The following is a 24,379-nucleotide window of genomic DNA, read 5'->3' on the forward strand; positions in this document are numbered from 1 at the left end:
ATAAATTTCCAGGTTTCATAAATCTTAGATGTTGAGGCGGCTGCAATCAAACTGTAGCCGCCTCAACTTTAAATATCGACAAACATCGACAAACTTCGCGCTCATCCGTCACTTTAACCAAAACCCCAGGAGGTCTAAATGATGTCGTGGGGTTTTGATATCACATGATACTTTTTTCTTCCAGAGTTTGGATGAGCAGATCCATTGCTTCTTTCGCAGTCACTAGCTTTGTGGATTGAGAGCCGACTTTATACTTGGTTTTTAAAGTGGCGAGAATGCGATCTCGCTCTGCGAACAAGCTTTGGCGCTTTGTTAACAATGAATCATTCTCTTGCAGCCCGTCAGGTGGATCTCCTAAGCTACCAACTTTCCCCGCAGTTCATCCAATTGGGCTTGAAGTGGTGCTAGAACCTCTGGCAAAGCTTCACTTAATGCTTGCAAAATTCGCTCTTCTATACGGAAATCTATATCTGGTACTAGCTCGGCTTCAGACTTTGGCAGAGTATTACCAGAGTTTATCCATTTTACAAATGCCACCAACAGAGCTGACGCACTTATCCCCTGCTCATCTGCTCTTTTTTGGAAATCTTTCCACTCTTGATCCGAAATCCGGAAAGTAGCAAGCTTACTGCTCATTGCTATACACCTATCTATACTAGATTTTAATTCTAGCATTTGTATAGTGAAGTGTATATAAAGGTAAGTTATTCCCCGCTATACACGTATAGCTTTTTGTATATCATTTAGAGAAAAACTGACGCTTATCTATCGTTTTGTATAGAATGACGCACTTATCCCCTGCTCATCGGCTCTGGCTTGGAAGTCTTTCCACTCGGTATTGAGCCGAGATACGTGTAATTTTCGGCAAGATGGTCTGGAAAGTCCTGCTATATCTAGGTTTCAAAGATTTCAGAGGGTAAAGAAATCGCCACTTCCAAAGGTTGAGGAATATTACGTAAATTCACTACATAATCACCGTATCGCTTGATATGTCGATTCACGTAGGGACTCAACGCAGCAACATGACGCTGGTGAATCACCTCTCCCTGTGCAGCTAAAGTCTGAATCGCCAAAGACATATCGACTGTATTTTGCAAAATCACAGCAGAAGCGACCAAATCCAGGTATTTCAACCGCTTTTCCTGCTCAATTGGGTCATTCTCTGTAATCGCCCCTTCTTTACCAAAAAAGACCCAATCCAAGAAAGCGTGGTACATCTCCACAATATTCGTGATGGCATTAATTTCAGAGCGCATTCTCACATTAGAAATATACTCCAGTAGAAACATCGTCCGTACAACCTTTCCCAACTCCAGGAATGCTTGATAAAGTCGGTTCTTACGACTATAACTGCCCAACTTCCGCAACAAAGTAGAAGGCATCACCTTTCCCGCCTTAATCGACAGCACCACCCGCATCATGTCATACCAGTGAGTCTTAATCAGATTCCAATTGACCACACCCTTAAACAAAGGGTCGAGATACTTGTAGCTGACATCAACACTTGGGCGAACAAAAGTATGATCCTTCCAGTTGCGAATGCGCGGCATCAACTTGATACCCAGCAGGTAAGAGATGGCAAACACAGGCCCAGATTGCCCTTGGGTATCTGCGTGCAACGTATCTGGTTGAATATCGGAGAGATTTTTCAATAACCCATCCAAAATATACACCGCTTCCCACACACCACAAGTAATGAAGTGAGTAAACAAAGCAATATACTTATCAGAAACGTGGTGATAAGCAATACCACCATATCCACCGTAACGAATGTGGTACTCACTGTGGAGATTGTTTTCATATATCTCAAACTTACTGCCATCGGCGGCGGCACGTTTCCCAGTACCCCAAACTGACGGCAGGCTAAAACGGTTGTAAGCATTGATAATATCCCGAATCGCCGCTTCAATATTGGACGTACTGACATGGCGACGGTTGGTATAAGAAATCATGTGAGATGTGACTGCACCTTGTGAATGTCGTGCCATTTGGTTTGGCCCCAAGTTGCAACCATAGCTGAAAGTAGTAAAAATATAACGCTCCACAGGCTGCTTTAATTTGGGTTCACTTCCCGAAAGCGGGCCAAAATGCTTTGTCCAATTTAACCAATGCTCAACATTGCAGAGAATGTCTAAAATACTACGCTCAGGCATCAAGCCACGGAGTTTAGTTTCTAACTCCTCCACCTCTTGTGGTTGAGCCACAGATGTAATTTTTTTGAGTACAGGTTCACCATTCTGATTAATTGTGACTTGCTTTTCTACCGCAGAAATTGCATCAACTTCTTCTGCAATCTGTGTCAGTTGAGAGCATAAGTATTCTATAAAGTCTTCTGCATTATTAGGAAATCCAAGTAAACGACAATATTCAGCTATCAGAGGTTCACATTCGGACTCTGACAGAAGTTGCTCACGGAAATCAGCGTAAGAAAGAGAACCAACAACACAGGCATCTCCTGCCTTGAAATCATCTGCCAAGTAAGAAAAAATACAAATTTCTAGCTGCTGACGGACTAAAACTTGAGTGCCATTCACCTCTTGTATCACCAATGCCCGCCATTGTTTACCAACAAAACTCAAATCAATTTCCAACGGCAAATGTTTCCCACGCTTATGTTCGTTGTCAAGAACAAATGAGAGTGCATCAATTACCGATTCATCAGCAGAAGTAGAGAGAATGTCTAAAGACCGTACGTACCAAATCAAATAAAACTTTGCGATGAGGCGAATAGAACCGCCACATCAAAGGTAAATGATTATTCGTGTTGTACGCCGCAATCTCTTCATATTTCTGTAGCAATAAATCTGGCCCACCGTGTTCATCAAAGATTGACTGTACTTTAGTTCCCAAACTCAGAGGGTCAAGGGCTTCCTTGGATGCAGTTAAAACCTCTGCCAGTGTACCCAATAGCTCTGATGTCTGCGTCAGATGTTTTTCGCGTAGTTCCTGTAATCGCTGTTTGGCGTTGTTTTGAATTTTGAGGATACGCTTGAGGAACATTTCCACTAAATGGTCGCGGGTTTTAACCTGTGCCTCATACAGTAGACATAAAAGTAAGGTGCGGCGTTTGGGGAGATTAACATCTCGCAACTCTGAAATATCCAAAGCTCTGGCTTGGGCGGCGAAATATCTAATTTTAGTGAGAGCAATGCTGGATAACAAACGTTTGGCATTACCAAAACTCATGAGAGCATCAAACTTAGCTAGGAGCTGTTTCATCCCCTTGAATGTTGCACTTTTGGGAGGTGATTTTAGAAGATTGAGTGTAGCAATTAATTCATCAATGTCTCCTAGTAACAGTTGGTCTAAGTAAACCATTTCGGTCGTTGAAAGACCATTGTTCACCCGCCCAAACATTCGATTATTTACGAAAGCACGGATATGACCAATCAATCGGTCAAGAGTGCCAAACGCAGGTAACTCGTATCTTTCCTTGACCAACTCCTCTATTGCGACATTGATTAAATCAGCCGGGTGGTCTTTTACTTCTGCTTGCTGGGCAACCAAAATAGCAATCAACTTTTGGGCGGTTTTATCGTATTGTTTAACCCCCAGGTAAGAACGGATAGCCCGTTGGTAAGTATAACCTTGACGTTGTGAGGGAATGGCTTTTACCCAGCTTTGTAATTTTAAACACGACCTTAAATGTTTAATCACCGCATTTGGTACACACTCTCTATGGGGAAAATATCCAAGTCGTTGGAAAGATTTCAACATCACCATGAAACAGAGAAACCCTTCATGGCTCTTGGTGCGGGACTTAACGAATTTAATTTCTGCTGGTGTTGGGGTATAAAGTTCTGTTAATTCTTTGGGGTCGGGGTATTGTTTAAATTTGGGATAAGCGGTACGGTCAACTAAGGTCATTTAAGTCAAATTAACTACATAATATTCAGGAGTGAATCACAAACAGGCTCATCCCTCACTGTTCAACCACACAGTATTTTATATTCTTTGTGGTAAACATACATAATGAAAATTAAAATATGGTTTTTCATTCTCATACTGCTGGGATTTTTGTCCTAAAGATTGCTTTCAAGGTCAGTTTGATTTATCAACGTTAGTCAATAGATTGAAAGCAAGACGTGCAGCTTCTTCAGCTTTTTGTGATGTAACTTTTTGATAGCGCAAGGTTGTTTGGATGCTTTCATGACCCATCAATGCACGCAGTTGTTCAATACTAATTATGCCTACGCGCTCTGTGGCAAATGTATGTCGTAAATCATGAATACGAACCCCCTGAAGTTGGGAGTGTTTATTGGTGATTTCTCGCCAGTAATCATGCAGTGTTCGGTAGCTCATTTTACTGACTTTCATCGTCACTGGATGCTGTGCTGTAAATAAAGCGGGTGATTGTTTATGTCGGTCACACTTTATATATTTATTTAGTGCTATCGCAGTCGCTTCGTTGTAGAAACACCACCTTTGTTTATTTCCTTTTCCCAATACTTGAAATTTCCAATTAAAGAGGTCTACCGATTCTAGATTTAGTGCCAAAAGCTCACCTATTCTACATCCTGTGTGATGTAATAAATGCACAATTGCGTTCATCCGGCAGTCATTGGCTACGGCTTTATATAGGATTTCTAACTGTGATGGAGTTAAAAACCGTATAATTTCATCTGTGCGATGTTCACCTTTTTCTCGTGAAGGTGGACGCTGTTTAATTCCCCGAATGGGGTTGGATTTTATATATCCTTGTTCTACGGCAAAGTTAAATAGGCTTTGTAGTATCGCTTGATGCTTGTTGTGAGTTGTGTATTTTAAATGCGTGAGGGTATTTAAATACTCGACTAATGTTTGACGACTGAGAATTTCAATTGGCCAGCTTCCATACTCAGTGAGTAACAATCCTAAGGTCTGAGAATATGTCTCCTTGGTACTTAATGCCAGCCCAGGACGTTCTAAAAATTCAACTACGACAGTGGCTAATGTTACTGTCTGTTTCACTTCAATTTGTGTGATTATCTCAAGGTTTTTTATAACTCAATCATATATCTTTTAGGCATGAGCCAAGACATCCTTTTATGGATACTTTTAAACTGCCTCGACTCCAAGAATCCCTAGCTGACTATATCAAGCGCATCAGAACATCTGATGGGATGACTCAGTTTGATTTGGCGCAGGCGGCAGGAATTCACTCTCGGTCTATTGGGAAAATTGAACGCGGGTTAACCACCAGACTTAATCGCAAAACGCTGCGTGGCCTTGCTGGTGGGTTAGGCATTCCCCAGGAATATCTGGAAGCGGTTGAAAGGGGTGAGTCTGTTAAGCCTGTTAATTCAGTTAAGTTTTGTCCACAGTGCTGGACTCCTGGGGCAGTGGCTGACCCTCTCTGGAGTCCAGTTAAAGCTAAGTTTTGTTATCTATGCGGTATGCAGTTACGGACAAATTGCGCTCACTGTGGTGAGTTAGTCGTGTCACTAAAGTATAAATTTTGTCCAATGTGCGGCAAGCCTTATAAAGCTGCTAGTCAAAATCTCTGAACCTTAGACATAGCAAGGCTTTTCAGACCATCTTGCCGAAAATTACACGTATCTCGGCTCAATACCTTCCTTGGAATATCCAATCCAGGTATTAGCTCAAAAGGTAGGACCAACATTGTCTGAACACTACGCTAAATTAATCCCAACCGAAACCGTTTAATTTACAGTACCAAGAATTACCCATGAGCCTTTTAGACGAAATTCGCAGCCGCGCTAACCAACCAACCGTCCCCCCACGCCAGGATGTATTGCAACAAACACCTGTTACTTCCACACCAAAAGAGGATGAACATATAGATGTAGCAACAACTGAATCCGGGCAGCAACCAATTTCAGGTTCAGAACTCAAACGCTTAGAAGAACTACTCGCAAGTTTCCCTGAAATCGCTTCTAGAGTTCCCGTGAGATTAGAAGCTCCCATCAAGCAGGAAATTGACGAGCTATGCAACCGAGAAAAGGTAACAATAGAAACATTAATCGAAGCATTTTACGTAACTTGTAAAGATAAAGAATCAGTGATGCGACAAGTTATCAAGGAAGCCAAAAAGCGCCTCAAGAGTCGTAAAGAAGTGGGGAATATTCGCTCCAGTCTCACCAAACTTAATAACTTAACCAAAAATAAAAAGTAGTAACGCGCGTTCGCGCCCGTAACAACAACTTTTTCGCGGCGCAAATCGTAATATAAGTCCAGACAAACTCAACTTTCAAGAGAAGAAAAACAATGAATATTTCGCAGACTGTCTTAGAAAATTCAAGAGTAGAAATCACCAAAGCTATCTTGGTTGATTTACAAAAACTCTCCTCTTACTCTGGAGAACCAATAGCAGCTGTCTATGCAGATAACCTATTGCGTACTATGCGGAAGTTGCGCGATAAATACATTCATGACCCCTATACAGAAGTGGTAATGGCGCTGCATGATGCACTTGCATATTCTAACCGCTGGATTGATTATAATGCCAGTCAGTACCAAGGAGCTTATGATTTACTTGCATCCCTAGTGAATCAAGAAACAATCACCAATTTGTCAGTCGAGGACTCTATTTTAACTTTAGAAGACTTAGGCTTTGATACCTTACCATTTGGGGTCAAACTTGACGATAGCCAGGATGGAGATTCAGACGAGGAATAACACGCGCATGGAGGATAAATCTGGACAAGAACACTTTTTAGACACCTCAGTTGCACGGTCTCTACTACTTAGTACGCAAACCTACAAACAATACTTTGAATCGCAGTTTGCTAACCAACAGCTTTATATCTCTAACTATGTTCAGATGGAGATAAAGCGAAGTTATCTGATTAATCTTATTTCTTTCTACTTTGTGCTGCGCCTAGAAACTATAAACAATATTGGAGATGCCATAGCTCTGTGGAGCAATAGATTTAAGACTAGCGAACTCAAAGCAATTTTACAGCTGATTCCCCAACTTTTTAGCACACACCAACTCAATTTTAGCAGTCCCCAAGATAAAGAAAAAGCTCTTTCTATCTTAGCAATTTATATCAAACGCTTTGAACTGATTTTAAGAAGAAAGTTTAACAATACCAATATTGATTCAACTGCCTGCGCCCGTGCTCTTGTATCGCTTAACGTTGATTTAAAAAATCCTGCTGATGGATTAAAGCAGTTTGCTGATGAATTTGGTGACGCATTGGGACAAAGAAATGAGCCAAGCCCTAATAACCCCACGATTAATCGTGGAGCTTCCAGATCAACCCAAGAGGGCTTGGCTCATTTCTCCAGTCATTCCCCCGGTGATGTAAAAACTTGCCGCAGCCAATGTCAAATTGACCAGTTTCTTTTAGTACAATATCGTGACGAAATTTCGCGACTAGTCGAACAAGCCTCCCAACTACCGAAAAATTCAAACACGAGAGGATTTATCAATATTGCCAATAACCTCAAAGAAATATTAGCTGTTGGAGCATCTGCCTGTGATTGCAAACGTTGTGAAAAAATTGGAGATGCTGTGATTGCTTTAGATGCACCTCGCAATATGCGACTGGAACATACAGATAATTCCTTTGATTATTTATGTCCGACCATTAACCAACCTCATTACAAGCATCCTTCAGAAAATCAGATAGTAGTTACTAATAGTTCCGTTGATGACAGATAGATCAATACGCTTGGTGATAAGCCTTTTTTCTCCCCCTGCTCCCCTTCTCCCCAGCTCTTGATCTGCGCAGTGGCGGGTTCATCGTTCAGCCATCATAAGGAACGTGCAACAACTGGACAGCTTGGCGCTTAGCGACTTCAGGACGCAGGTCGTATTTTTGGGTAGTCGCTGGGTCCGCATGACCAGCAAGACGACTCACAGTCAAAACATCCACACCAGCTTCTAACAGATTACTGATAAACGTGCGCCTAAAATCGTGAGGAGAAAAAGCAGCCACACCTGCACTCAAAGCACGCTTTTGGAGAATCACCATCACCGCCTGATCAGTCATCCGCTTAATTTCAACATGACCTCCCCGCCTCACAGGACAAATCAAAGCACCCCTCAAATCACCTCTTACTTTCAGCCAAGCATCAAGTGCAGATACTGCACCCCCTGGTAAATACACTGTCCGCGACTTTCCCCCTTTGCCCTTGCGAACAAGCATTGAACCATCTTCAGAGTTATAGTCCCCTCTGTCTAAAGCCACCGCCTCGGAACGACGTAACCCAGAACCGCTTAAAACAGCAATGAGTGCTGCATCTCGTACTCCTATCATATCTTGGTCATTCTTGCAATCCTTCAACAGCGCCGCAATTTCACTTATTTTCAACAACCGTCCTCTTAAAGGTGAATCACCCCGCACATTGGACACATCCGCTGCATGAGCATAATCATCCGCACTCATCAAACCCAAACGAAAAGCTTCCCGTAACACACGCCGCAAAGCACAAAGCATCCGGGGAGTGGATATGCACAAACAATTGATAAAATTATTAGAGAAATTGATGTAACTATTGAGGTTTTCACTGAAAAATGAAAAGAACTGTAGGCTATGCAAGAGTATCTTCTCGTGAGCAAGCCGTAGACTCTCAAGCCTTAGAGCAACAAATAGCAAGACTAAAAGCAGCCGGAGCTACTGAAATATTTCAAGATATTCAATCTGGCAGTAATGATGATAGACCTGCACTTAAAAAACTGATGAACTTAGTCAGTGAAGGAAAAGTACATGAAGTTATCATCACGCGAATAGATAGAAAAGCTAGGTCGTTACCCAAACTGCGAGAATGTATAGATATTTATCGAAATTCTGGGGCGAATCTCAGAATTTTGGATCAGCAAATTGATTTGAATACATCTCAAGGCAAGTTGATGGTAAATGTCTTGGGTTCTCTTGCTGAATGGGAAACTGACCTTATATCAGAGCGAGTCAGACATGGTAAAGAACATCGTAGGAAGAAACAAGCAGCTAATGAATCCTATCCCTGGGGTTACCAAATAGTTAATGAGAAATATCAACTAGATACTCGTCCATTTCTTTGTCTGCTCTCAGCGAGACCAGACAATTATCTAGACTTGTATAATGAATCAGATTTGACAAAACTTCCTGGTCAGACTATCTCAGAGGTAGCCAAAAGTTGTCTTGACATATTTTTTAAGCATCGAGGAGTTAGTCGAGGTTTAAAAGCTATATTCAATACATATGGAATCATCAAAAGAAGTGACAATAGAAATAGCCGGGATGGCATATTTCATTGGACCCCTACAGGCTTCAATCACTGGTTAACCAATCCTGTGTTGTGTGGGCATACCGCTTATCTCCAACGCATTACTATTAGCAAACGAAAAAGAAAGAGAAATAAGCCTGAAAACTGGGAAATAATCCATGATACTCATCCAGAGCATAGGCTCATCACCGATGCCGAAGCAGCAGAGATTCAACAAATTCTCAAATTTAACTCGAAAACTGGACATTTTAGCTTTAATCAAGACCCCAATAACCCTGTTTGTTACCGAGAATATGCTTATCAGACAGGTCTAGTTTTTTGCGCTGAGTGTGGATCAAAGTGCATTACTAAAAGTGCTACTCATAAGGGAGGAAAGTATTACTACTTTGCTTGTAGATATGCAGGAATGGGATGTGGAAATCCGAAATCTACCCGCAAATCAAATATTGAGTCTGCTCTGATCAAGACTTTAGTGCAACGCTCCCAAATTCTAGCTAGCTCTGACGACAAACAGTTGGCCCAATCGCAGTCAAAGTCAGAGAAGTTAAAGTCGTTGGAGTCTCGCTTAGAGGCTCTAGAAAAAATTCCAGGGTTTGATCCTGATTTGGAAAACCTTAAAGAGAAGACTCGTCAGCTTATTGCATCGGAAATTAACCCATTCCTCTTTGACTCTACCCAAAATAAAAGCCCCGAAGAAATTATTCGTGCAGGTAATAACTTAGCTATCTGGCATACTCTATCTCCCGACGACAAGGTAAAAATTTATCACCAGATTGTGCATCGGATAACTATCCGCAATGCAGATGTTGAAGAAGTCATTTTGAAAATTTAAATCTGTAACTTATAACTATGAATACTCAGGAAAGTTTTGACTTAAACAAGCGCAGATGTGAAGTAGCTATGCAACAAGCGTTGCAGTCATGGCAAGTAAAACCCCAAACTTATGGAATGGAATGCCCAAAATGCAATTCCACAATGATAGGGAAAAATGGCCATTGTGGTGGCGTACAACGATATTTCTGTAAAAACTGCCACCGCAATTTCAAACAAAGACCTCTGCTCGAATGTGATTGCTTGATTCCAGGAAATCAATTAAAGTGTCAGTCTTGCCCTCAGTTTAAAGAGTTTTTGGAAATTGTCAAGCAGAAGGTGGATGATTTACGTAAATTGAGTTGAATTGAGTGAAAAAACCTCAAATCACCGTTCTAGAAGATTCTACCAGTTGAAGCGCAGCGGTGACTGACATTCTCGATGAATCCTGGAGGATGTGAACCAACCTGAACGAATGTCAGTCATCAACTGGTTTATCCGTCAACAAGACGTTAACCGATTTAACCAATTTTTGAGTGACAACCGTTCACGTTTGCTCGCTTCCTTCAAGATTATTCTCGGTTGTCACTCACCGCTTCGCTAAAACTGGTTTGAAATGAGATTTCGGTACATTATCTGTAGATATGCTCAAATTCTCGATTTGATCGTTACTTCGTAGCGACTGCTCCTTACCGACACAAGTGTCAACAAGTTTTTCGTAAGTGTCAACAAGTTTTTCGCAAGTGTCAACATCTGTCAGGAAACTGTCAACACAAGTATTATTTCCTTCTGTCCCTTGCTGCATAAGCGTTTGAGGCGAAGTGTCAACAAGTTTTTCGCAAGTGTCAACATCTGTCAGGAAACTGTCAACACAAGTATTATTTCCTTCTGTCCCTTGCTGCATAAGCGTTTGAGGCGAAGTGTCAACAAGTTTTTCGCAAGTGTCAACATCTGTCAGGAAACTGTCAACACAAGTATTATTTCCTTCTGTCCCTTGCTGCATAAGCGTTTGAGGCGAAGTGTCAACAGTAGGCGATGAGGAAGTGTCAACAGACTCTGTTCTATGCTGCGTAAGCGTTTGAGGTGAAGTGTCAACATTTTTAGTGTCAACATTAGTAGATTTGAAATTTTTGCTGTCACGCATTTGTCCCCTAGAAATGGAGCCAGCCTTTGTTTGTTGATCTGTGTTGGCATCACGAATACTCGAAGTAATAAGGCTGGCTCCATTTCTTACGTGTAAGACCTCGTCAACACAGTCAATATCTGTTGACAGTTGTCCTGGCTGATCTTTTAATTCAGGAGGAGAAACAAAAAATGTTGACACATTCGGGTCAAAACCAGTTAAAACACTCTCTGTATCTACATTTGAGTCTGTTGACACTTTGTTGACAGATGTTGACACTTCATTTTTTGTTATTTGAATTAATTCTGTAAGGGCAATACTTTCAGCAGTTTCTACATTTTTTGTTTTGTTGACACTTGTGTTGACACTTGAGCTAAAAATGTTGACACTTGTGTTGACACTTGAATAAATGATTGTTTTCCCCTTAACTTCTTGGGTGATATAACCAAAGTCTAGAAGTATCTGCAGATCTCTTTCTAAATCTCCTTTGGATAATTTTTGATACTGTCTAAGTCCGCGCGTAATTTGCCGTGCCGTAACATCCTTTTTGCCTTCAAGCCAGTTTTTGAGGTGTAAAACTTTGCCGGACAACCCCTCTTGTGGGCTGTTAAGAGCGTAGATCAGACGTAGTTGAGCCAAAAAGTAATTACAAAGCTTGCTTGCTGCGACTACTGTAAAATCATCGATTAACGTGGCTGGTGCTGCTGCATTGTCTGTCAAAACTTGGTTGACACAATGTAAGATTAGGGTAAAACGCGCGAAATAGCTCCTCATCTTAGGCAAAGCAATTTGAATGCCTGGGGTCTGCTCTGAATACCCCAGTTCAACCAAGGAGTTGTGATAAGCCGAATAGTAGCCCTTGGCATTGTCGCTAAGGTGGTACTCTTGCTGAGGCATCATTTCAAGATCGCGATACAATTGCTTTAGATACTTACCCAGAGTATTGGACTTGCCTGTTGACTTCAGATCCAGGTATGCAGGGGGGCAAGGAGCGGCACAAAACAACCATCTGCCAAACTCCCCAGTGCTGTCTTCATGATCTGACATGAGTTTTTTGAGAGTTTCAAACTGAGTTGTTCCAGTGCGAGAAACGGCGGTTTTGGCTAAGTGTAAACGTTTAGAAGCTTCTGCAACGTCTTTGATTAGCTGTCCGCCATTAAACTCGGTTAACTCATTTTCTGCGTCATCTCCTTTACCCTGTCGATACTTATTTCTGCCAGTGAGGTGCGCTGACCACTCATCACGATAAACAAGTAACCCTCTGGGATTTTCGGTGTGAATAGCAATCCTACTCTCGATTGAACCATTTTGCAGAATATACCTTTTGCACACTGGCTCTTGTGGTTTTTTGCCTTTTTTGCCGTTCTTCTCCCACTGGTGTAACTCTTGCTCATAATCCGCGAATTCTTGTTTATAGCGCTCCCTGGCTTCGGTTTCTAATTCTTCTAGTGGTTCTATTACTGCTGCTTGGGCGGGCGACTTCATATCACCCGATTTACCTACTATGCAAGTACGGATGATCGATGGCTGCTTATAGTTTCCTTCTGGCTTGATTACGATAGTTGCCGCAGTACCAAGTCGAGATGCTGCAATAGGCAGAAATGATGTAAAAAGAAATTCCGGTGCTGTCGGCATTGATTTGGCAACATCTGTCATGGACTCAGCTAAGTTACCTCCGTCGCCCCAAAGAAAATCAGCTAAGTTGAGGCGTAAATTCTGGGCTGAAAACAGCTGTGGTAGCTTGGCGACTAAATCAGTCTTGTCGTTATCCCTGCTGTCGGTTTGCTCCAAGTCGCTGGCGATCGTTTCGTGGACGTTTTGAGGAGGTCTGTTCTGTGGATATGCAATCATTTCGCACCTCCTACCGCTTCAACTTGCGCCAGGGTGTTGCTTAATTGGCGTTGAAGGTATTTTGATGATTGTCGAAATACCACTTGGGTTTTTTTAGTAAAATATAATACAGAAAAAGTCTTATATTTTTCGGTGGAAGCGCCTTGCATTTTGAGTGAGGGCGCTTTCGTCGTTTTGTTCATGGCTTTGTCTCGCTAACGTTGACGTGTCGAGACTTGCGCTCATTATTTACTTAGTCCACCGTTATTTTTTGTACACTTTTAGCAGTTTTTGCGTCAGTATGATGCATTTCTTGATTCATTTTGGGTCATTCATAATGCAACGTTGCATTATTCTTGCTAAAGTGTAGGTACTAGAGATCAGTTGAGTTGGCTTGGATATTGAGATAATCCAGTCTTCTTAAAGTGATCCGTAGTATATTTCGTTGTTTTATAAAAACAGGTAAAACTGGGGGACTTAGCAAACTTAATGTGCGCAAGTCTTTTTTTTTGGGTGAACACGCGCAATAGGCGGGTTCATTTGGTATCATTCTAGATGAAAAAGTACTATGTTTGGTTGTTTGGAATAAAAAAAGCTATTTTTGGGACTTTTTTGCTGACACTACTTTCGAGACGAAGTTTTTGGCATACGGAAAGTAATGTCAGTAGCTTAAATTCAACGCCAAGAAGCCAAAACTCTATCGTAACTACTACTGTTGAAAGTGACAGAAGAGGGGTAAGTGCATAAGTTGATTTCGCTGACAGCTATATAAGAACTAGAAAGAGGGCTTATGTCTCTAGTTTCAAAACCTACTAAATTGAGGTATTTCTGTCTACTATGGCACTTACCACACAGGCAATTTTTTGTCAATGCGTAAGTTCTAGATACTTTCGGTTGGTTCAATCACTGTGGTCTATTTACCTGAAAACTGCTGTAAGTGCATAAGTTGATTTCGCTGACAGCTATATAAGAACTAGAAAGAGGGCTTATGTCTCTAGTTTCAAAACCTACTAAATTGAGGTATTTCTGTCTACTATGGCACTTACCACACAGGCAATTTTTTGTCAATGCGTAAGTTCTAGATACTTTCAATTAGATGCTTTCTTAATGCATGTCATAGTTTTCAACATTGACAAATGTTGCTAACGAATGCCTGAAACGGAGTTTAGCTAATTTTAGCTAGACCCTTTCCTTAAGTTACGAGTGTTCGATGGCAAGCACGCAGCTTGTAGAGTGGAATCGCAAAGCTGACGTGCTCGCTGCTAAAGTATCTGTTTAACCATTATATTATATCGAATGGCTATAACAGATTTTTGATCTATCCCTCTTCTGTCACTTTCCCCAGATGAAAACATGGAACCCTTGCTACACAAGAGTTTTAGTTTCAAGCAATTATTCTGTCCATCATATTAGAAAATAAAGTCAAAAACCCAACCCCAGTCAGAGTTTTAAACATTGCTTTTGATTTTTGTTTTCGGAGAGTGACAAAAGAGGGCTATAGCAGTCGCCAAATCCGTTAGGACAAGTCAGGGGTAGACGCCTTCAAAGCGCGTACATTGTGAATTAATTGTTGTCCTAAGTTTCCTGTCCATTGCTATACAAAATAAAACACAACAATTTGTTATACCAATGAAAGAAAATTCGATTGCAAAGTCTCTTTTTGACTTGTTTCAAGAGCAAGTACAGGCTCAGCCCAACAGAGCAGCGGTTGTCTGTGATAATGAATATTTAACTTACCAAGAGCTTGCCGAAATCAGTTCGCGTTTGGGTTCGTATCTTCTGCATCTTGGTGTAGCTATCGATGAATGTGTAGGTATTTTCCTTGAGCCGTCGCTTGAGTTGGTCATTGGGATTTGGGGCATTCTGTTCTCAGGCAGCGCTTATTTACCACTATCACCAGAATATCCCGAAGAACGATTGAGATATATGGTCGAGGATGCAGGCGTCAAAATTGTTTTTTCACAGGAAAAGCTACGCGTTAGGTTGGCGGAACTGGTGCCTCCGGGTACGCGAATTGTTACCCTCGAAGAGGCCGAGAAGTTTGCCATAGCATTCGGCATAACTGGACAAGATGGACTCTGCAAACGCTCGCGTTCGGACAACTTAGCTTATGTGATTTATACCTCTGGAAGTACGGGAAAGCCGAAGGGCGTGATGATCGAACACCGTAGTATCATCAACCAGATGAATTGGATGCGAGCTGTTTGCAAGTTAAATCAGAGCAAAGTTGTTCTGCAAAAAACACCCATGAGTTTTGACGCAGCACAATGGGAGATTCTTGCGCCCTGTTGTGGTAGTAAAGTTGTTATAAGCCGCCTTGGAGACTACAAAGATCCTGAAAGATTAATTGAGACTATTATCCGACATGATGTGACAACTCTGCAATGCGTTCCAACGCTACTACAAGCGCTTCTCGACACCGACATATTCCACAATTGCAAATCACTCACGCAGATATTCAGCGGCGGCGAAATTCTGTCAAAAAAACTTGCGCTACAATGCATCGAAGTGTTACCAAAATGTGAGCTAACTAATCTCTATGGCCCGACCGAATGTACTATCAATGCTTCCTCCTTTAGGGTTGATAAAAATACGGTGGCTGATTGCCCTGATGCAATACCGATTGGCACTCCTGTTCACAACACTCAGTATTACATTCTCAATAGCCGTCAATTGCTAGCATCGGTTGGAGAAATTGGTGAGCTATACATCGGTGGTGTTCAGCTTGGGCGCGGATACATTCATCGACCAGATTTGAATGAGGAAAGGTTTGTCAACAACTGGTTTTCGACGAGTTCTGGAGACACCAAACTGTACCGGACTGGCGACTTAGCCTATTGGAACGCAGATGGCACTGTTCAGTTCGCTGGTCGAGTAGATAATCAGGTGAAACTTAGAGGGTTTCGGATTGAGCTCGACGAAGTAAAGCTGGCAATTGAGAAGCATGACTGGGTTAAGATTGCAGCTGCTATAGTTAAGAAAAATTCCCGTACCGGATACCCCGATTTGATTGGGTGTATTGAATTGAGTCCTAAACAAGCTGCTTTGATGGATCAAGGTATTCACGCAAAGCACCATCTGTCAAAGAAAAACAAGCTTCAAGTTAAAGCTCAATTGTCAAATCTCGGATATAGGGATATCGAATATAACAGTAGTGAGATGGCGGTCGCTCTTCCTGGTAAAACACCGACCAAGGAACAACGGCGATTAACGTTTGCTCGGAAATCTTACCGTTTATTCGAGGGTGGTACCGTCCAGAAAGCTGATATTATGCGCTTGCTGGATAAACAAGTTACTGACGCTCAGACCTACAGTCCGGTCGGTTCTCGAGGGTTAGATGGGTTGACCTTCTCGGAGTTGGGTCAGATCTTGAGATATTTCGGGCCATTTTACAGCAACGAGCGTCTATTACCCAAGTATGGTTATGCATCACCAGGTGCATTGTACGCAACGCAAATGTATCTCGAATTAGTCAATATAGCTGGTTTGAAGCCCGGTTATTACTATTACCATCCAGGACGCCATCAATTAGTACTAATCAATGAAATAGATGGGACAGAAAAAACACGAATAAAAATACACTTCGTTGGAAAGAAAAAAGCTATCGAGCTAGTTTATAAAAACAATATTCAAGAGGTACTTGAAATTGAAACTGGCCACATGCTAGGTCTGTTTGACGCGATTCTTCCAGCATATCAGCTGAGCATCTCCGATACTGACTATATCCCCGCTATCAAGGATAAATTGGTACCTTCAAACGAGGAATATTATTATCTAGGCACTTTTGAGATGGTGCCTCAGGTCAGGTCATTGTCGGCAGAATCGGTTGATATTTATGTGCAAAGCCATCCAGGAAAGATCGCCGATCTACCTGTAGGCCAATACAAATACAAAGACGGTCGCCTGGAAAAAATCTCAGACGATGTCATTCTAAAGAGACATGTAATAGCCATTAATCAACTAACCTACGAACAGGCAAGTTTTGGAATTACAATAATTCCTAGAAGCAGCTGTAAATGGGCGAATTATGTCGAACTCGGCAGAAAGCTTCAACATCTACAGATGAACGATCAAAATATTGGTTTACTGTCCTCGGGATACAGCTCTGAGACTGGTAACGATCTGCCTACAGCAAAGCGAATAACCAGCATACTAACCGCCTGTCATGAAGAGTCAGGCCCTTCTTACTTCTGTCTTGGTGGTCGCGTCAGTCATGAACAGTTAATCAGCGAGGGGATGAAGGAAGACGCCGTCCATATGAAGGGTCCTGCAGAGTTGCTCAAAGAGGATCTACGCAACTTTTTGCCTGATTACATGATGCCTAACAGGATCGTAATAATGGACGAGTTACCGCGTACTGTCAATGGTAAAATCGACGTTAAAGCCTTGGAAGCGTCGGACAAAGTGAATATCGAAATGGCTGAACGACCCATCATCCAACCTCGTACAAATACCGAACAGCGAATAGGCGAGATTTGGAAGAAGGCTATGAAGTGGCATTCTGTCTCAGTGCAAGACGATTTCTTTGAATCCGGTGGAAACTCACTGATTGCAGTGTCAATTATTAATAAGATCAACAAAGAGTTTCATTGTACCTTGCCTTTGCACGCTATTTTTGAAGCTCCAACCATCGAGAAGCTCGCTCTTAAGGTTGAAAATGATGAAGTTGAATCATCCTCACGTCTAGTACGTCTATCATCCACAGGCGTCAAGAATCCCGTCTATTGCTGGCCTGGACTCGGCGGCTACCCAATGAACTTGAGGTTGTTGGCACAAAAAGTAAATATCAATCGACCCTTTTACGGTGTCCAGGCGTATGGAATCAATCAAGGCGAGAAACCGTTTGCCTCCATTCGTGAAATGGCTGCAGAAGACATTAAGGAAATCAAACGTATTCAACCAGTCGGTCCCTATACGCTCTGGGGATATTCCTTCGGGGCACGGGTAGCCTTTGAAGTTGCTTATCAGCTTGAGCTGTCTGGTGAGCAAGTGGAAAATCTCTTTTTAATCGCTCCAGGATCACCAAAGGTTAGAAATGAGAAGGAAGTTCTTCATGGTAATCAACCCGACTTCGGCAATAAAGCCTATGTGACAATTCTTTTCTCGGTTTTTGCACGCACTATCACTGGACCTGCACTGGAGGAGTGTTTGAAAGTCGCAAAGGATGAAGACAGCTTCGCGTCATTCATTTGCTCAAGGTATAAGAACCTCGATTTGGATCTGGTGAAACGAATAATTAAAATAGTACACCAGACATATGAAGCCAAGTATACATTCCGCGAACTGACCCAGAGGCAGATCTTTGCGCCTATAACTATTTTTAAGGCCAATGGAGATGATTACTCGTTCATTAAGAGTCGTAGTGGGTACTCTAAAAAGGCTCCGACTGTCATAAACCTCAGAGTCGATCACTACAACATGTTGGAGAGTACAGGTATCAGCGAATTGGTGAAAGTGCTTAACTGCCAGCTTGGTGACGAAAGTAAGTCTGAAAAAGGCAACGATCCATTCAATTTAGCAACAAATAAGGAATCAGTTATGCCGCACATCAATATTAAGCATTTCCCTGTTTTCCTCAGCGATGAGAAGAAGACCAGTTTGATTATTGCGCTGACGAAGGCGGTGCAGAACGCTTTCGAGTGTAATGAGGGTGCTATCTCGATAGCCCTTGAGCCGATTGAGCAAAAAAATTGGAAAGAACAAGTCTATTTGCCAGAGATTGAACATCGGAAGACTCTGCTGTGCAAAGAACCGAACTACTTACCATAGGCAGTAAGCAAGGAACAAAGATGAACTACAATCAATTTGGTAAAGTATCTCTAGTATTTAGCGAAGAAGTGTCTGACGCACTAGGCGTCGGCAAGCCTGTAGTAGCGCTAGAGTCAAATGTCATCACTCATGGACTAGATTATCCAGATAACGTTGTTACTGCCAAGAAGGTCGAGGAAGCGGTAAGGATAGGAGGGTCAGTTCCTGCGACGATAGGTGTCGAAAACGGTCGCATTTTGGTGGGAATGAACGATGCTTGCATCAAGCGATTCGCTTCAACACCAGATATTCCTAAAGTCAACAGTCGGGATCTGCCGATTATTTTAGCGAAAGGTGGTATGGGGGCTACAACTGTTGCTTCTTCATTGGTGGCGGCAGAACTCGCAAATATCCCGTTCTTTGCCTCAGCTGGTATCGGGGGAGTTCATAGAGGTGCGGAAAAGAGTATGGACATCTCCTCTGATCTAATTCAATTCACTCGTTCAAAGGTAGCGGTCGTTTGCGCGGGGGCGAAAAATATTCTCGATCTAGGTTTGACGATGGAATTTCTGGAGACGCATTGCGTACCGTTGATCTCTTACAAATCCGATGATTTTCCCGCGTTCTACTGCCGATCCAGTGGTATCCGCAGCCCGCACAGGCTAGATGAAGAAAGGCAGATTGCTCGTGCGATCAAATTTCACTGGTCGCTGGGCAACAATAGCTCTGTGCTGATTACCAGTCCAACTAAAGAAGAAGACGCAATCGACAGACTAGAAATAGACGCTGTGATAGAGAAAGCAGTGATCAACGCTGAAAAGGACGATGTCAGGGGTAACGTGCTCACCAAGTATTTGATGCGTGCCGTGGACGAAGCGACCAAAGGCAGGTCCTCCAAGGCGAACATGGCGGTTCTGATTAATACGGCAAAAGTGGCGGGTCGTCTAGCAGCGGCATATGCGCTGCTCCGTAAAGAAAACTCCACTTGCAATCATCGGACTTGAAGAGACAATGATGAAAAACTCAGTAATTTTTGACTTGGACGGAACACTAATTGATACGCCCCGAGCGATCGTTGAAACATTTGCGGCGACTTTTGTGTCCATTGGTGCGCCGGTCTGTGAAGCTAAGGATATTCGGGCGACGATTGGACTGCCGCTTGAGCAAGCCTTTAGCAAACTCATCGGCGTGCCGCTAAATAACAACCTAGTTTCTCAAGGCGTACAGCAGTACCTAGTTCTATTTAAAGAACTAATTTTACCTAAAGCAGAAGAGTTGATCTTCCCCGGCGTCAAAGACGGCTTAACAGCGTTCCTCGATCAGGGGTTCTTGCTGGCTGTAGCGACGAGCAAGTTCCAGGCTAGCGCTGAGGCTCTACTGCAAGCGGCAGGTCTTCACGGCTATTTCAGCATAGTGGTCGGTGCGGATCAGGTAGCGCAACCCAAGCCTAATCCTGAATCGGGATATTTAATCATGGAAAAGCTAGGCGTTCAGGCTGAACAAACGGTGATGGTTGGAGATACCACCCATGATATGTTGATGGCTAAGGCTGCTGGCATAAACTCGCTTGCGGTCACCTATGGCGTGCACAATCTCGAGAAACTAAAGTCTTCTTATCCGACATGGATAGTCGACACATTTGACGACGTAGTAGCAACTATCACAGTGGCAAACCAAAGAACAGACAGGAGGCCGAAATCATGATCGATCGCTTTAAGAATTCGCTTCTAGCGTTCATAGGAGGAACGCTCCTTACATTGATGATTCATTATAACAGCCTCTTGGCGAAATACACCACACCGATTTTTGCCTCTTGGGTAGCGCACGGTCTAGGTGGCGCTGTGGCACTCGTACTTGTAGTGCTCTCGTTCCAAGTGTTTCGTCGTGGCTCAGGTATAGAGATGGAGTATCATCAAGTGAAGTTACCGCTCTGGTTCTACTTGGGTGGTATTCCCGGTGCTTTCACGGTGGTGCTGGCGGCAATCACTGTAAATGGAAGTTTGTCGCTGTCCGGAAGTATCGCTTTGATGCTGGTAGGGCAAATCATCTTTGGCATGGTATCAGATCATTTCGGATTGCTTTGCACTCCCAAACGACGACTTATTGGAAATGATCTACTCGCAATTTTCTTTGTTCTCACAGGAAGCGCAATGATTATTTTTGGTGGGGGCAGCCGATGAGCTTCTATATATTTTTAGCGCTTCTCAATGGCGTAGTTATTGGTACGAGCCGCGCTACAAATGGGCAGCTCAGCAACGGGATCGGTCCTTTTAGGGCGTCCCTCTGGAACCACGTCATAGGTTTCCTGTTTCTCACCGTGATCGTTGTAGTTATAGGGGAATGGCATTTTGATGCAAATTCAACACTGCCAATCTCCGCATATTTCGGCGGTTTCTTCGGGGCGTTGTTTGTCGCCGTCAATAGCTATGTGTTTCCAAGGTTGGGCGCGATGAACTCTACACTCTTAGTGATTAGCGGTCAAATGATTAGTGCTGTCTTGATAGACTGGCTAAACCACAATTCAGCACCTGATGTGCTGCGTTGTTTGGGAGTTGTTGCTGTGCTCTTTGGTATTTACCTGACAAGAATGTCAAAATTTTCTCACAGGAAGGAGAAGAAAAATGGCTAATTCCACGTTAATCGATGAGCTGTTGAACGACAGATCCTACCACATTGAGTTCAATGGTCATCTTACTAATCACGTCAAGCATGCGGTTATCGCTCTAGCGGGTCTCGGTGCCTCCTCGGAAAAGATAAACGCATACTACAACAACTACGCCAAGATGACACCATATGGTTATGGTCTGGAGCCACCAAAGGCATCCAGTCACATTGTAACGGAGGCAAACTGGGCTAGCTTTCTGGGTCAGCGCACCAGCTTCTCAGCCTATTGCGAGTTTTTCGACCAGCAAGAGAAAAAGCTGGGTCTTAACGAAGTCTTGAAGCGATACTTACCCTTGCTTCTACCAGGCTGGGCCGGTGCCTTCACTCATGCCACGATTCACTTGGGATGGGCGCTGGACGCCAATCACCGCTGGATGACTATCGAAGGTCTCGCATACATGTCTTTTGCATATGTCTCTTGCTGCCCAGAAAGAGCAGATTCGACTGAAAACAACAGTGCTGAAGATGAGCAGGCGATCAATTCCCTGCTCCGTATCGCGGGTGTGTGGGAAGACGACCGTGATGCTCTTAAACAGTGGGTCGAAACTCTGTTAGATGATACCGAGTTCAAGAATGCTACAGGTATACATACTGAACTTATGAGGTCAGGACTACAGTATCGGATTGCCAGGTTGCTTAAAGAAGGACACCCATTAATCTACAAAACCCCGACTTGGATCGATGGGCAAGACGTCTCCAGGAGTTGGTTGCAGCTCTATTATGCTATGACTCTGTTGTATCTGGCTAAACCAGGTGACTTCATTCTGCTCCATTTGATCACTTCTCTGTATGCGATGGAACAGATTTCTAAATATTTGCCTGAGAACGAGCAAAAAAAAGTCGTCAAGCACTTCTGGATCGGCATGTTATGCATTGTCTTTTCCGGAGCAGATTTTCCGAAGAGATCAAAACTCGCGGCGTTGCATAAGACATTCCGGGACGCGGTGGATGAGGGTGGTCATACCTCGTGGCATCAAGATTGGAAAATACTAATTGCTCGCGCAATCGAAGAGGAAGAAGAACATAATCCGAAATTGGTGTACGTGCTCCAACAGGTTTGGAAAAGAACTGGTTGTGTTTCGATTTATCGCTTTGCAGCCGGTCAACTTACTTTGACACCAGAGCTACCTCCTTCATTTGATCTGCCGCCAAGCGAGTAAGGGATTGAGCCAAGATGTTTGTAAAATAGTGATAATTCGCTAAAAACCGTTGTCCTGTCTACATTTGAGACCTAGAGAATTTTGCATTGCTAATGTCTGCTGATTGACATTAGCGGATATAAATTGACTGAAAACTGGGCTTTTATGTCTGCTAATGCTCCTCAAAACCCCAAAAAAATTATGTCTGCTAAGGTAAGTGACACTAAATTACACATATCTCGGCTCGACCCCAGTAAAACTTAACAACAGGAGTAACAGTCATGTTGCACACGCCGCCTCTTTCGATCGAGAAATTCCTTGGCAAGAATGTACACTTGCTCCCTCAAACGAACCAGCTCCGCGCTATGCATACGATTATCCGTAATCGCCATGCACGCCGGGAGGATTTCGTATTTTACTCAAGTAGGATTATGCGCTTGCTTATCGAAACAAGCATGAACCTTCTTCCTTTTGAGAAATATCAAGTCGAAACACCTGTTGGCAAAAAATACGACGGTTTGCGTTTTGCGTCACAGCTGTGCGGAGTGTCGATCATTCGTGCGGGTGAAAGCATGGAAACAGAATTGCGCGCGATATGCAAATCCATTCGCATTGGCAAGATATTGATTCAGAGAGATAAGCTTACCAAGCTTCCGCATATATACTATATGAACCTCCCGGATGATATTGACAAACGCCACGTTCTACTGCTCGACCCGATGTTGGCCACTGGCGGCAGTGCATTGGCCGCTATTGAGATATTGTTAGACAAAGGCGTTCGCGAAAAGAACATTATTTTCATAAACTTTATCACCGTACCAGAGGGGATCACAGCTGTTTGCCAGCGTTTTCAAGAAGTGAATATCGTGACGTCCGCTATTGATGAGCGTCTGAACGAAAATGCTTACATGTTACCCGGCATTGGTGATTTCGGAGATAGGTTCTTCGGCACTGACCTGAACTGCTAGGTGGATGCCCATCCGTGATACTGTACGTTCGCTCATTTTTTCTCTAACCATGTAATACACCGTCAACTTCATCTAGCTTTTCCAAGTATTACACGGTATTAGTACAGTCAGATCCAGATAGGCGTCACCGTGCCAAAACGGGAAAATTGTACGCTAAGGGTGAAACCTTTATCTAACAAGCGTTTCAGCGATATTTATTTTCCTTCACCCGCAAAGGTCGCAACTTGTCAAAACTGGTTGCCTGTTTCAAATTCCACACATAATCGCCAGTGAGATTGATATGTTCCCACCCCAACGGCGACAAATGTTGCAGATATTCTTCGGGAATACCCATCCCCTGTTGTTTCAAATAATCAACGGCTTTTTCTAAGTACACCGTATTCCACAGAACGATAGCAGCAATTACCAAATTCAACCCACTGGCCCGATAAAACTGGTCTTCATAAGAGCGATCGCGCACCTCCCCCAGCCGATTAAAAAACACGGCTCTTTTCAAAGTATGCTTCGCCTCACCTTTGTTTAGCCCTGCCGTTGCCCGCCGCCGCAGTTCTGGACTCTGCAACCATTCCAGAGTAAACAAAGTCCGTTCAATCCTCCCCAACTCCCGCAAAGCCACAGCTAAATGATTCTGTCGAGGATAAGAAGCTAATTTCCTCAACATCAAAGAAGCTGTCACTGTTCCCGTCCGAATTGAACTGGCAAGGCGTAGAATATCATCCCAAGACTCCTGAATCAATTTCACATTAATCTTGTCACCTAACAGAGGTGCCAAAATCGAATCAGAAGGAGTAGGTTCAAAAGTATACAGTTTTTTATCAGGTAAATCTCGCATTCGGGGAGCAAATCTGAATCCCAGCAGATGGCACATAGCAAACACATGCTCGGTATAAGGGACTTCCAAAGAATAAATTAATCAATAAAAACAAAGAAGCCAGGTTTTT

General features: G+C 43.0%; 22 protein-coding genes and 1 pseudogene. 14 read left to right on the forward strand and 9 right to left on the reverse strand.

The features are described from left to right. Nucleotides 1–160 precede the first annotated feature (160 nt). From AC5JM2_RS14380 to AC5JM2_RS14400, 5 genes are all read right to left on the reverse strand, one after another. Complete coding sequence (locus AC5JM2_RS14380; RefSeq protein WP_495835555.1) at nt 161–319, reverse strand: hypothetical protein; 159 nt, start codon at nt 317–319, stop codon at nt 161–163. A gap of 35 nt (nt 320–354) precedes the next feature. Further along, entirely contained in the window at nt 355–636 is a 282-nt protein-coding gene (locus AC5JM2_RS14385) for a hypothetical protein (RefSeq protein WP_495835556.1), read from the reverse strand. 257 nt (nt 637–893) lie between these two features. Continuing rightward, nucleotides 894–2,705 carry a Tn3 family transposase gene (locus tag AC5JM2_RS14390; protein ID WP_495835557.1) on the reverse strand — a complete coding sequence of 604 codons (1,812 nt, stop codon included), beginning with the start codon at nt 2,703–2,705 and terminating at the stop codon, nt 894–896. Beyond that, complete coding sequence (locus AC5JM2_RS14395; RefSeq protein WP_495835558.1) at nt 2,659–3,867, reverse strand: DUF4158 domain-containing protein; 1,209 nt, start codon at nt 3,865–3,867, stop codon at nt 2,659–2,661. Before AC5JM2_RS14395 ends, AC5JM2_RS14390 begins: the two co-directional genes overlap by 47 nt. Before the next feature lie 174 nt (nt 3,868–4,041). Next, the gene (locus AC5JM2_RS14400; RefSeq protein ID WP_495835559.1) at nt 4,042–4,950 is read right to left on the reverse strand and encodes a tyrosine-type recombinase/integrase; all 909 of its coding nucleotides are present in this window, start codon (nt 4,948–4,950) and stop codon (nt 4,042–4,044) included. 77 nt (nt 4,951–5,027) lie between these two features. On the opposite strand from AC5JM2_RS14400, the gene AC5JM2_RS14405 reads away from it, so the two are divergent. The 4 genes from AC5JM2_RS14405 (at nt 5,028) to AC5JM2_RS14420 (ending at nt 7,609) form a co-directional block, all read left to right on the forward strand. Further along, complete coding sequence (locus AC5JM2_RS14405; RefSeq protein WP_495835560.1) at nt 5,028–5,486, forward strand: double zinc ribbon domain-containing protein; 459 nt, start codon at nt 5,028–5,030, stop codon at nt 5,484–5,486. Between the two features lie 182 nt (nt 5,487–5,668). Beyond that, on the forward strand, nt 5,669–6,115 hold the full coding sequence (locus AC5JM2_RS14410) for a carboxysome distribution maintenance protein McdB (RefSeq protein WP_495835561.1): 447 nt from the start codon (nt 5,669–5,671) through the stop codon (nt 6,113–6,115). 92 nt (nt 6,116–6,207) lie between these two features. Next, nucleotides 6,208–6,618 (forward strand): hypothetical protein, encoded by a 411-nt coding sequence (locus AC5JM2_RS14415; protein WP_495835562.1) that lies wholly within the window; start codon nt 6,208–6,210, stop codon nt 6,616–6,618. 7 nt (nt 6,619–6,625) lie between these two features. Then, complete coding sequence (locus AC5JM2_RS14420) at nt 6,626–7,609, forward strand: hypothetical protein (protein ID WP_495835563.1); 984 nt, start codon at nt 6,626–6,628, stop codon at nt 7,607–7,609. An 85-nt stretch (nt 7,610–7,694) separates the two neighbouring features. On the opposite strand, the gene AC5JM2_RS14425 is transcribed toward AC5JM2_RS14420, so the two are convergent. Next, nucleotides 7,695–8,408: a tyrosine-type recombinase/integrase gene (locus AC5JM2_RS14425; protein ID WP_495835564.1), complete on the reverse strand. Its 714-nt coding sequence runs from the start codon at nt 8,406–8,408 to the stop codon at nt 7,695–7,697. A 56-nt stretch (nt 8,409–8,464) separates the two neighbouring features. Between AC5JM2_RS14425 and xisF the strand changes: the two genes are divergently transcribed. The 3 genes from xisF to AC5JM2_RS14440 all read left to right on the forward strand — a co-directional run bounded on the left by xisF (nt 8,465) and on the right by AC5JM2_RS14440 (nt 10,570). Then, a complete protein-coding gene (xisF, locus tag AC5JM2_RS14430; protein ID WP_495835565.1) occupies nt 8,465–9,988 on the forward strand; it encodes a fdxN element excision recombinase XisF in 1,524 nt (507 codons plus the stop codon). A gap of 17 nt (nt 9,989–10,005) precedes the next feature. Then, on the forward strand, nt 10,006–10,332 hold the full coding sequence (locus AC5JM2_RS14435; protein WP_495835566.1) for a transposase: 327 nt from the start codon (nt 10,006–10,008) through the stop codon (nt 10,330–10,332). 91 nt (nt 10,333–10,423) lie between these two features. Beyond that, nucleotides 10,424–10,570: a hypothetical protein gene (locus AC5JM2_RS14440; protein WP_495835567.1), complete on the forward strand. Its 147-nt coding sequence runs from the start codon at nt 10,424–10,426 to the stop codon at nt 10,568–10,570. On the opposite strand, the gene AC5JM2_RS14445 is transcribed toward AC5JM2_RS14440, so the two are convergent. Beyond that, the gene (locus AC5JM2_RS14445) at nt 10,556–12,940 is read right to left on the reverse strand and encodes a DUF3987 domain-containing protein (RefSeq protein ID WP_495835568.1); all 2,385 of its coding nucleotides are present in this window, start codon (nt 12,938–12,940) and stop codon (nt 10,556–10,558) included. The genes AC5JM2_RS14440 and AC5JM2_RS14445 overlap by 15 nt on opposite strands. Beyond that, nucleotides 12,937–13,122, reverse strand: coding sequence for a hypothetical protein (locus tag AC5JM2_RS14450; protein ID WP_495835569.1), 186 nt, complete (start codon nt 13,120–13,122; stop codon nt 12,937–12,939). The genes AC5JM2_RS14445 and AC5JM2_RS14450 overlap by 4 nt, the downstream gene beginning before the upstream one ends. Before the next feature lie 1,426 nt (nt 13,123–14,548). Between AC5JM2_RS14450 and AC5JM2_RS14455 the strand changes: the two genes are divergently transcribed. The 7 genes from AC5JM2_RS14455 to upp all read left to right on the forward strand — a co-directional run bounded on the left by AC5JM2_RS14455 (nt 14,549) and on the right by upp (nt 23,438). Further along, nucleotides 14,549–18,688 carry an amino acid adenylation domain-containing protein gene (locus AC5JM2_RS14455; RefSeq protein ID WP_495835570.1) on the forward strand — a complete coding sequence of 1,380 codons (4,140 nt, stop codon included), beginning with the start codon at nt 14,549–14,551 and terminating at the stop codon, nt 18,686–18,688. A gap of 20 nt (nt 18,689–18,708) precedes the next feature. Next, complete coding sequence (locus AC5JM2_RS14460; protein WP_495835571.1) at nt 18,709–19,671, forward strand: pseudouridine-5'-phosphate glycosidase; 963 nt, start codon at nt 18,709–18,711, stop codon at nt 19,669–19,671. A 7-nt stretch (nt 19,672–19,678) separates the two neighbouring features. Next, nucleotides 19,679–20,371, forward strand: a complete 693-nt coding sequence (locus AC5JM2_RS14465) for an HAD family hydrolase (RefSeq protein ID WP_495835572.1) — start codon at nt 19,679–19,681, stop codon at nt 20,369–20,371. Then, a complete protein-coding gene (locus AC5JM2_RS14470) occupies nt 20,368–20,847 on the forward strand; it encodes a DMT family transporter (RefSeq protein ID WP_495835573.1) in 480 nt (159 codons plus the stop codon). Before AC5JM2_RS14465 ends, AC5JM2_RS14470 begins: the two co-directional genes overlap by 4 nt. Beyond that, a complete protein-coding gene (locus AC5JM2_RS14475; RefSeq protein WP_495835574.1) occupies nt 20,844–21,296 on the forward strand; it encodes a DMT family transporter in 453 nt (150 codons plus the stop codon). The genes AC5JM2_RS14470 and AC5JM2_RS14475 overlap by 4 nt, the downstream gene beginning before the upstream one ends. Beyond that, nucleotides 21,289–22,491 carry a questin oxidase family protein gene (locus AC5JM2_RS14480; protein ID WP_495835575.1) on the forward strand — a complete coding sequence of 401 codons (1,203 nt, stop codon included), beginning with the start codon at nt 21,289–21,291 and terminating at the stop codon, nt 22,489–22,491. The genes AC5JM2_RS14475 and AC5JM2_RS14480 overlap by 8 nt, the downstream gene beginning before the upstream one ends. A 260-nt stretch (nt 22,492–22,751) precedes the next feature. Continuing rightward, complete coding sequence (upp, locus tag AC5JM2_RS14485; RefSeq protein WP_495835576.1) at nt 22,752–23,438, forward strand: uracil phosphoribosyltransferase; 687 nt, start codon at nt 22,752–22,754, stop codon at nt 23,436–23,438. 184 nt (nt 23,439–23,622) lie between these two features. Here upp and AC5JM2_RS14490 read toward each other — a convergent pair. Further along, nucleotides 23,623–24,345, reverse strand: a pseudogene (locus tag AC5JM2_RS14490) (Tn3 family transposase); the annotation flags it as partial. Between the last annotated feature and the right edge of the window lie 34 nt (nt 24,346–24,379).

Source organism: Brasilonema angustatum, assembly GCF_059505445.1.

Excerpts from the sequence above, each read along its gene's own strand:
- AC5JM2_RS14410 (WP_495835561.1), top strand. The coding sequence starts at position 5,669 with ATGAGCCTTTTAGACGAAATTCGCAGCCGCGCTAACCAACCAACCGTC.
- AC5JM2_RS14465 (WP_495835572.1), top strand. The coding sequence starts at position 19,679 with ATGATGAAAAACTCAGTAATTTTTGACTTGGACGGAACACTAATTGAT.
- AC5JM2_RS14460 (WP_495835571.1), top strand. The coding sequence starts at position 18,709 with ATGAACTACAATCAATTTGGTAAAGTATCTCTAGTATTTAGCGAAGAA.
- AC5JM2_RS14395 (WP_495835558.1), bottom strand. The coding sequence starts at position 3,867 with ATGACCTTAGTTGACCGTACCGCTTATCCCAAATTTAAACAATACCCC.
- AC5JM2_RS14415 (WP_495835562.1), top strand. The coding sequence starts at position 6,208 with ATGAATATTTCGCAGACTGTCTTAGAAAATTCAAGAGTAGAAATCACC.
- upp (WP_495835576.1), top strand. The coding sequence starts at position 22,752 with ATGTTGCACACGCCGCCTCTTTCGATCGAGAAATTCCTTGGCAAGAAT.
- AC5JM2_RS14435 (WP_495835566.1), top strand. The coding sequence starts at position 10,006 with ATGAATACTCAGGAAAGTTTTGACTTAAACAAGCGCAGATGTGAAGTA.
- AC5JM2_RS14455 (WP_495835570.1), top strand. The coding sequence starts at position 14,549 with ATGAAAGAAAATTCGATTGCAAAGTCTCTTTTTGACTTGTTTCAAGAG.
- AC5JM2_RS14445 (WP_495835568.1), bottom strand. The coding sequence starts at position 12,940 with ATGATTGCATATCCACAGAACAGACCTCCTCAAAACGTCCACGAAACG.
- AC5JM2_RS14470 (WP_495835573.1), top strand. The coding sequence starts at position 20,368 with ATGATCGATCGCTTTAAGAATTCGCTTCTAGCGTTCATAGGAGGAACG.
- AC5JM2_RS14420 (WP_495835563.1), top strand. The coding sequence starts at position 6,626 with ATGGAGGATAAATCTGGACAAGAACACTTTTTAGACACCTCAGTTGCA.
- AC5JM2_RS14450 (WP_495835569.1), bottom strand. The coding sequence starts at position 13,122 with ATGAACAAAACGACGAAAGCGCCCTCACTCAAAATGCAAGGCGCTTCC.
- xisF (WP_495835565.1), top strand. The coding sequence starts at position 8,465 with ATGAAAAGAACTGTAGGCTATGCAAGAGTATCTTCTCGTGAGCAAGCC.
- AC5JM2_RS14405 (WP_495835560.1), top strand. The coding sequence starts at position 5,028 with ATGGATACTTTTAAACTGCCTCGACTCCAAGAATCCCTAGCTGACTAT.
- AC5JM2_RS14385 (WP_495835556.1), bottom strand. The coding sequence starts at position 636 with ATGAGCAGTAAGCTTGCTACTTTCCGGATTTCGGATCAAGAGTGGAAA.
- AC5JM2_RS14475 (WP_495835574.1), top strand. The coding sequence starts at position 20,844 with ATGAGCTTCTATATATTTTTAGCGCTTCTCAATGGCGTAGTTATTGGT.
- AC5JM2_RS14480 (WP_495835575.1), top strand. The coding sequence starts at position 21,289 with ATGGCTAATTCCACGTTAATCGATGAGCTGTTGAACGACAGATCCTAC.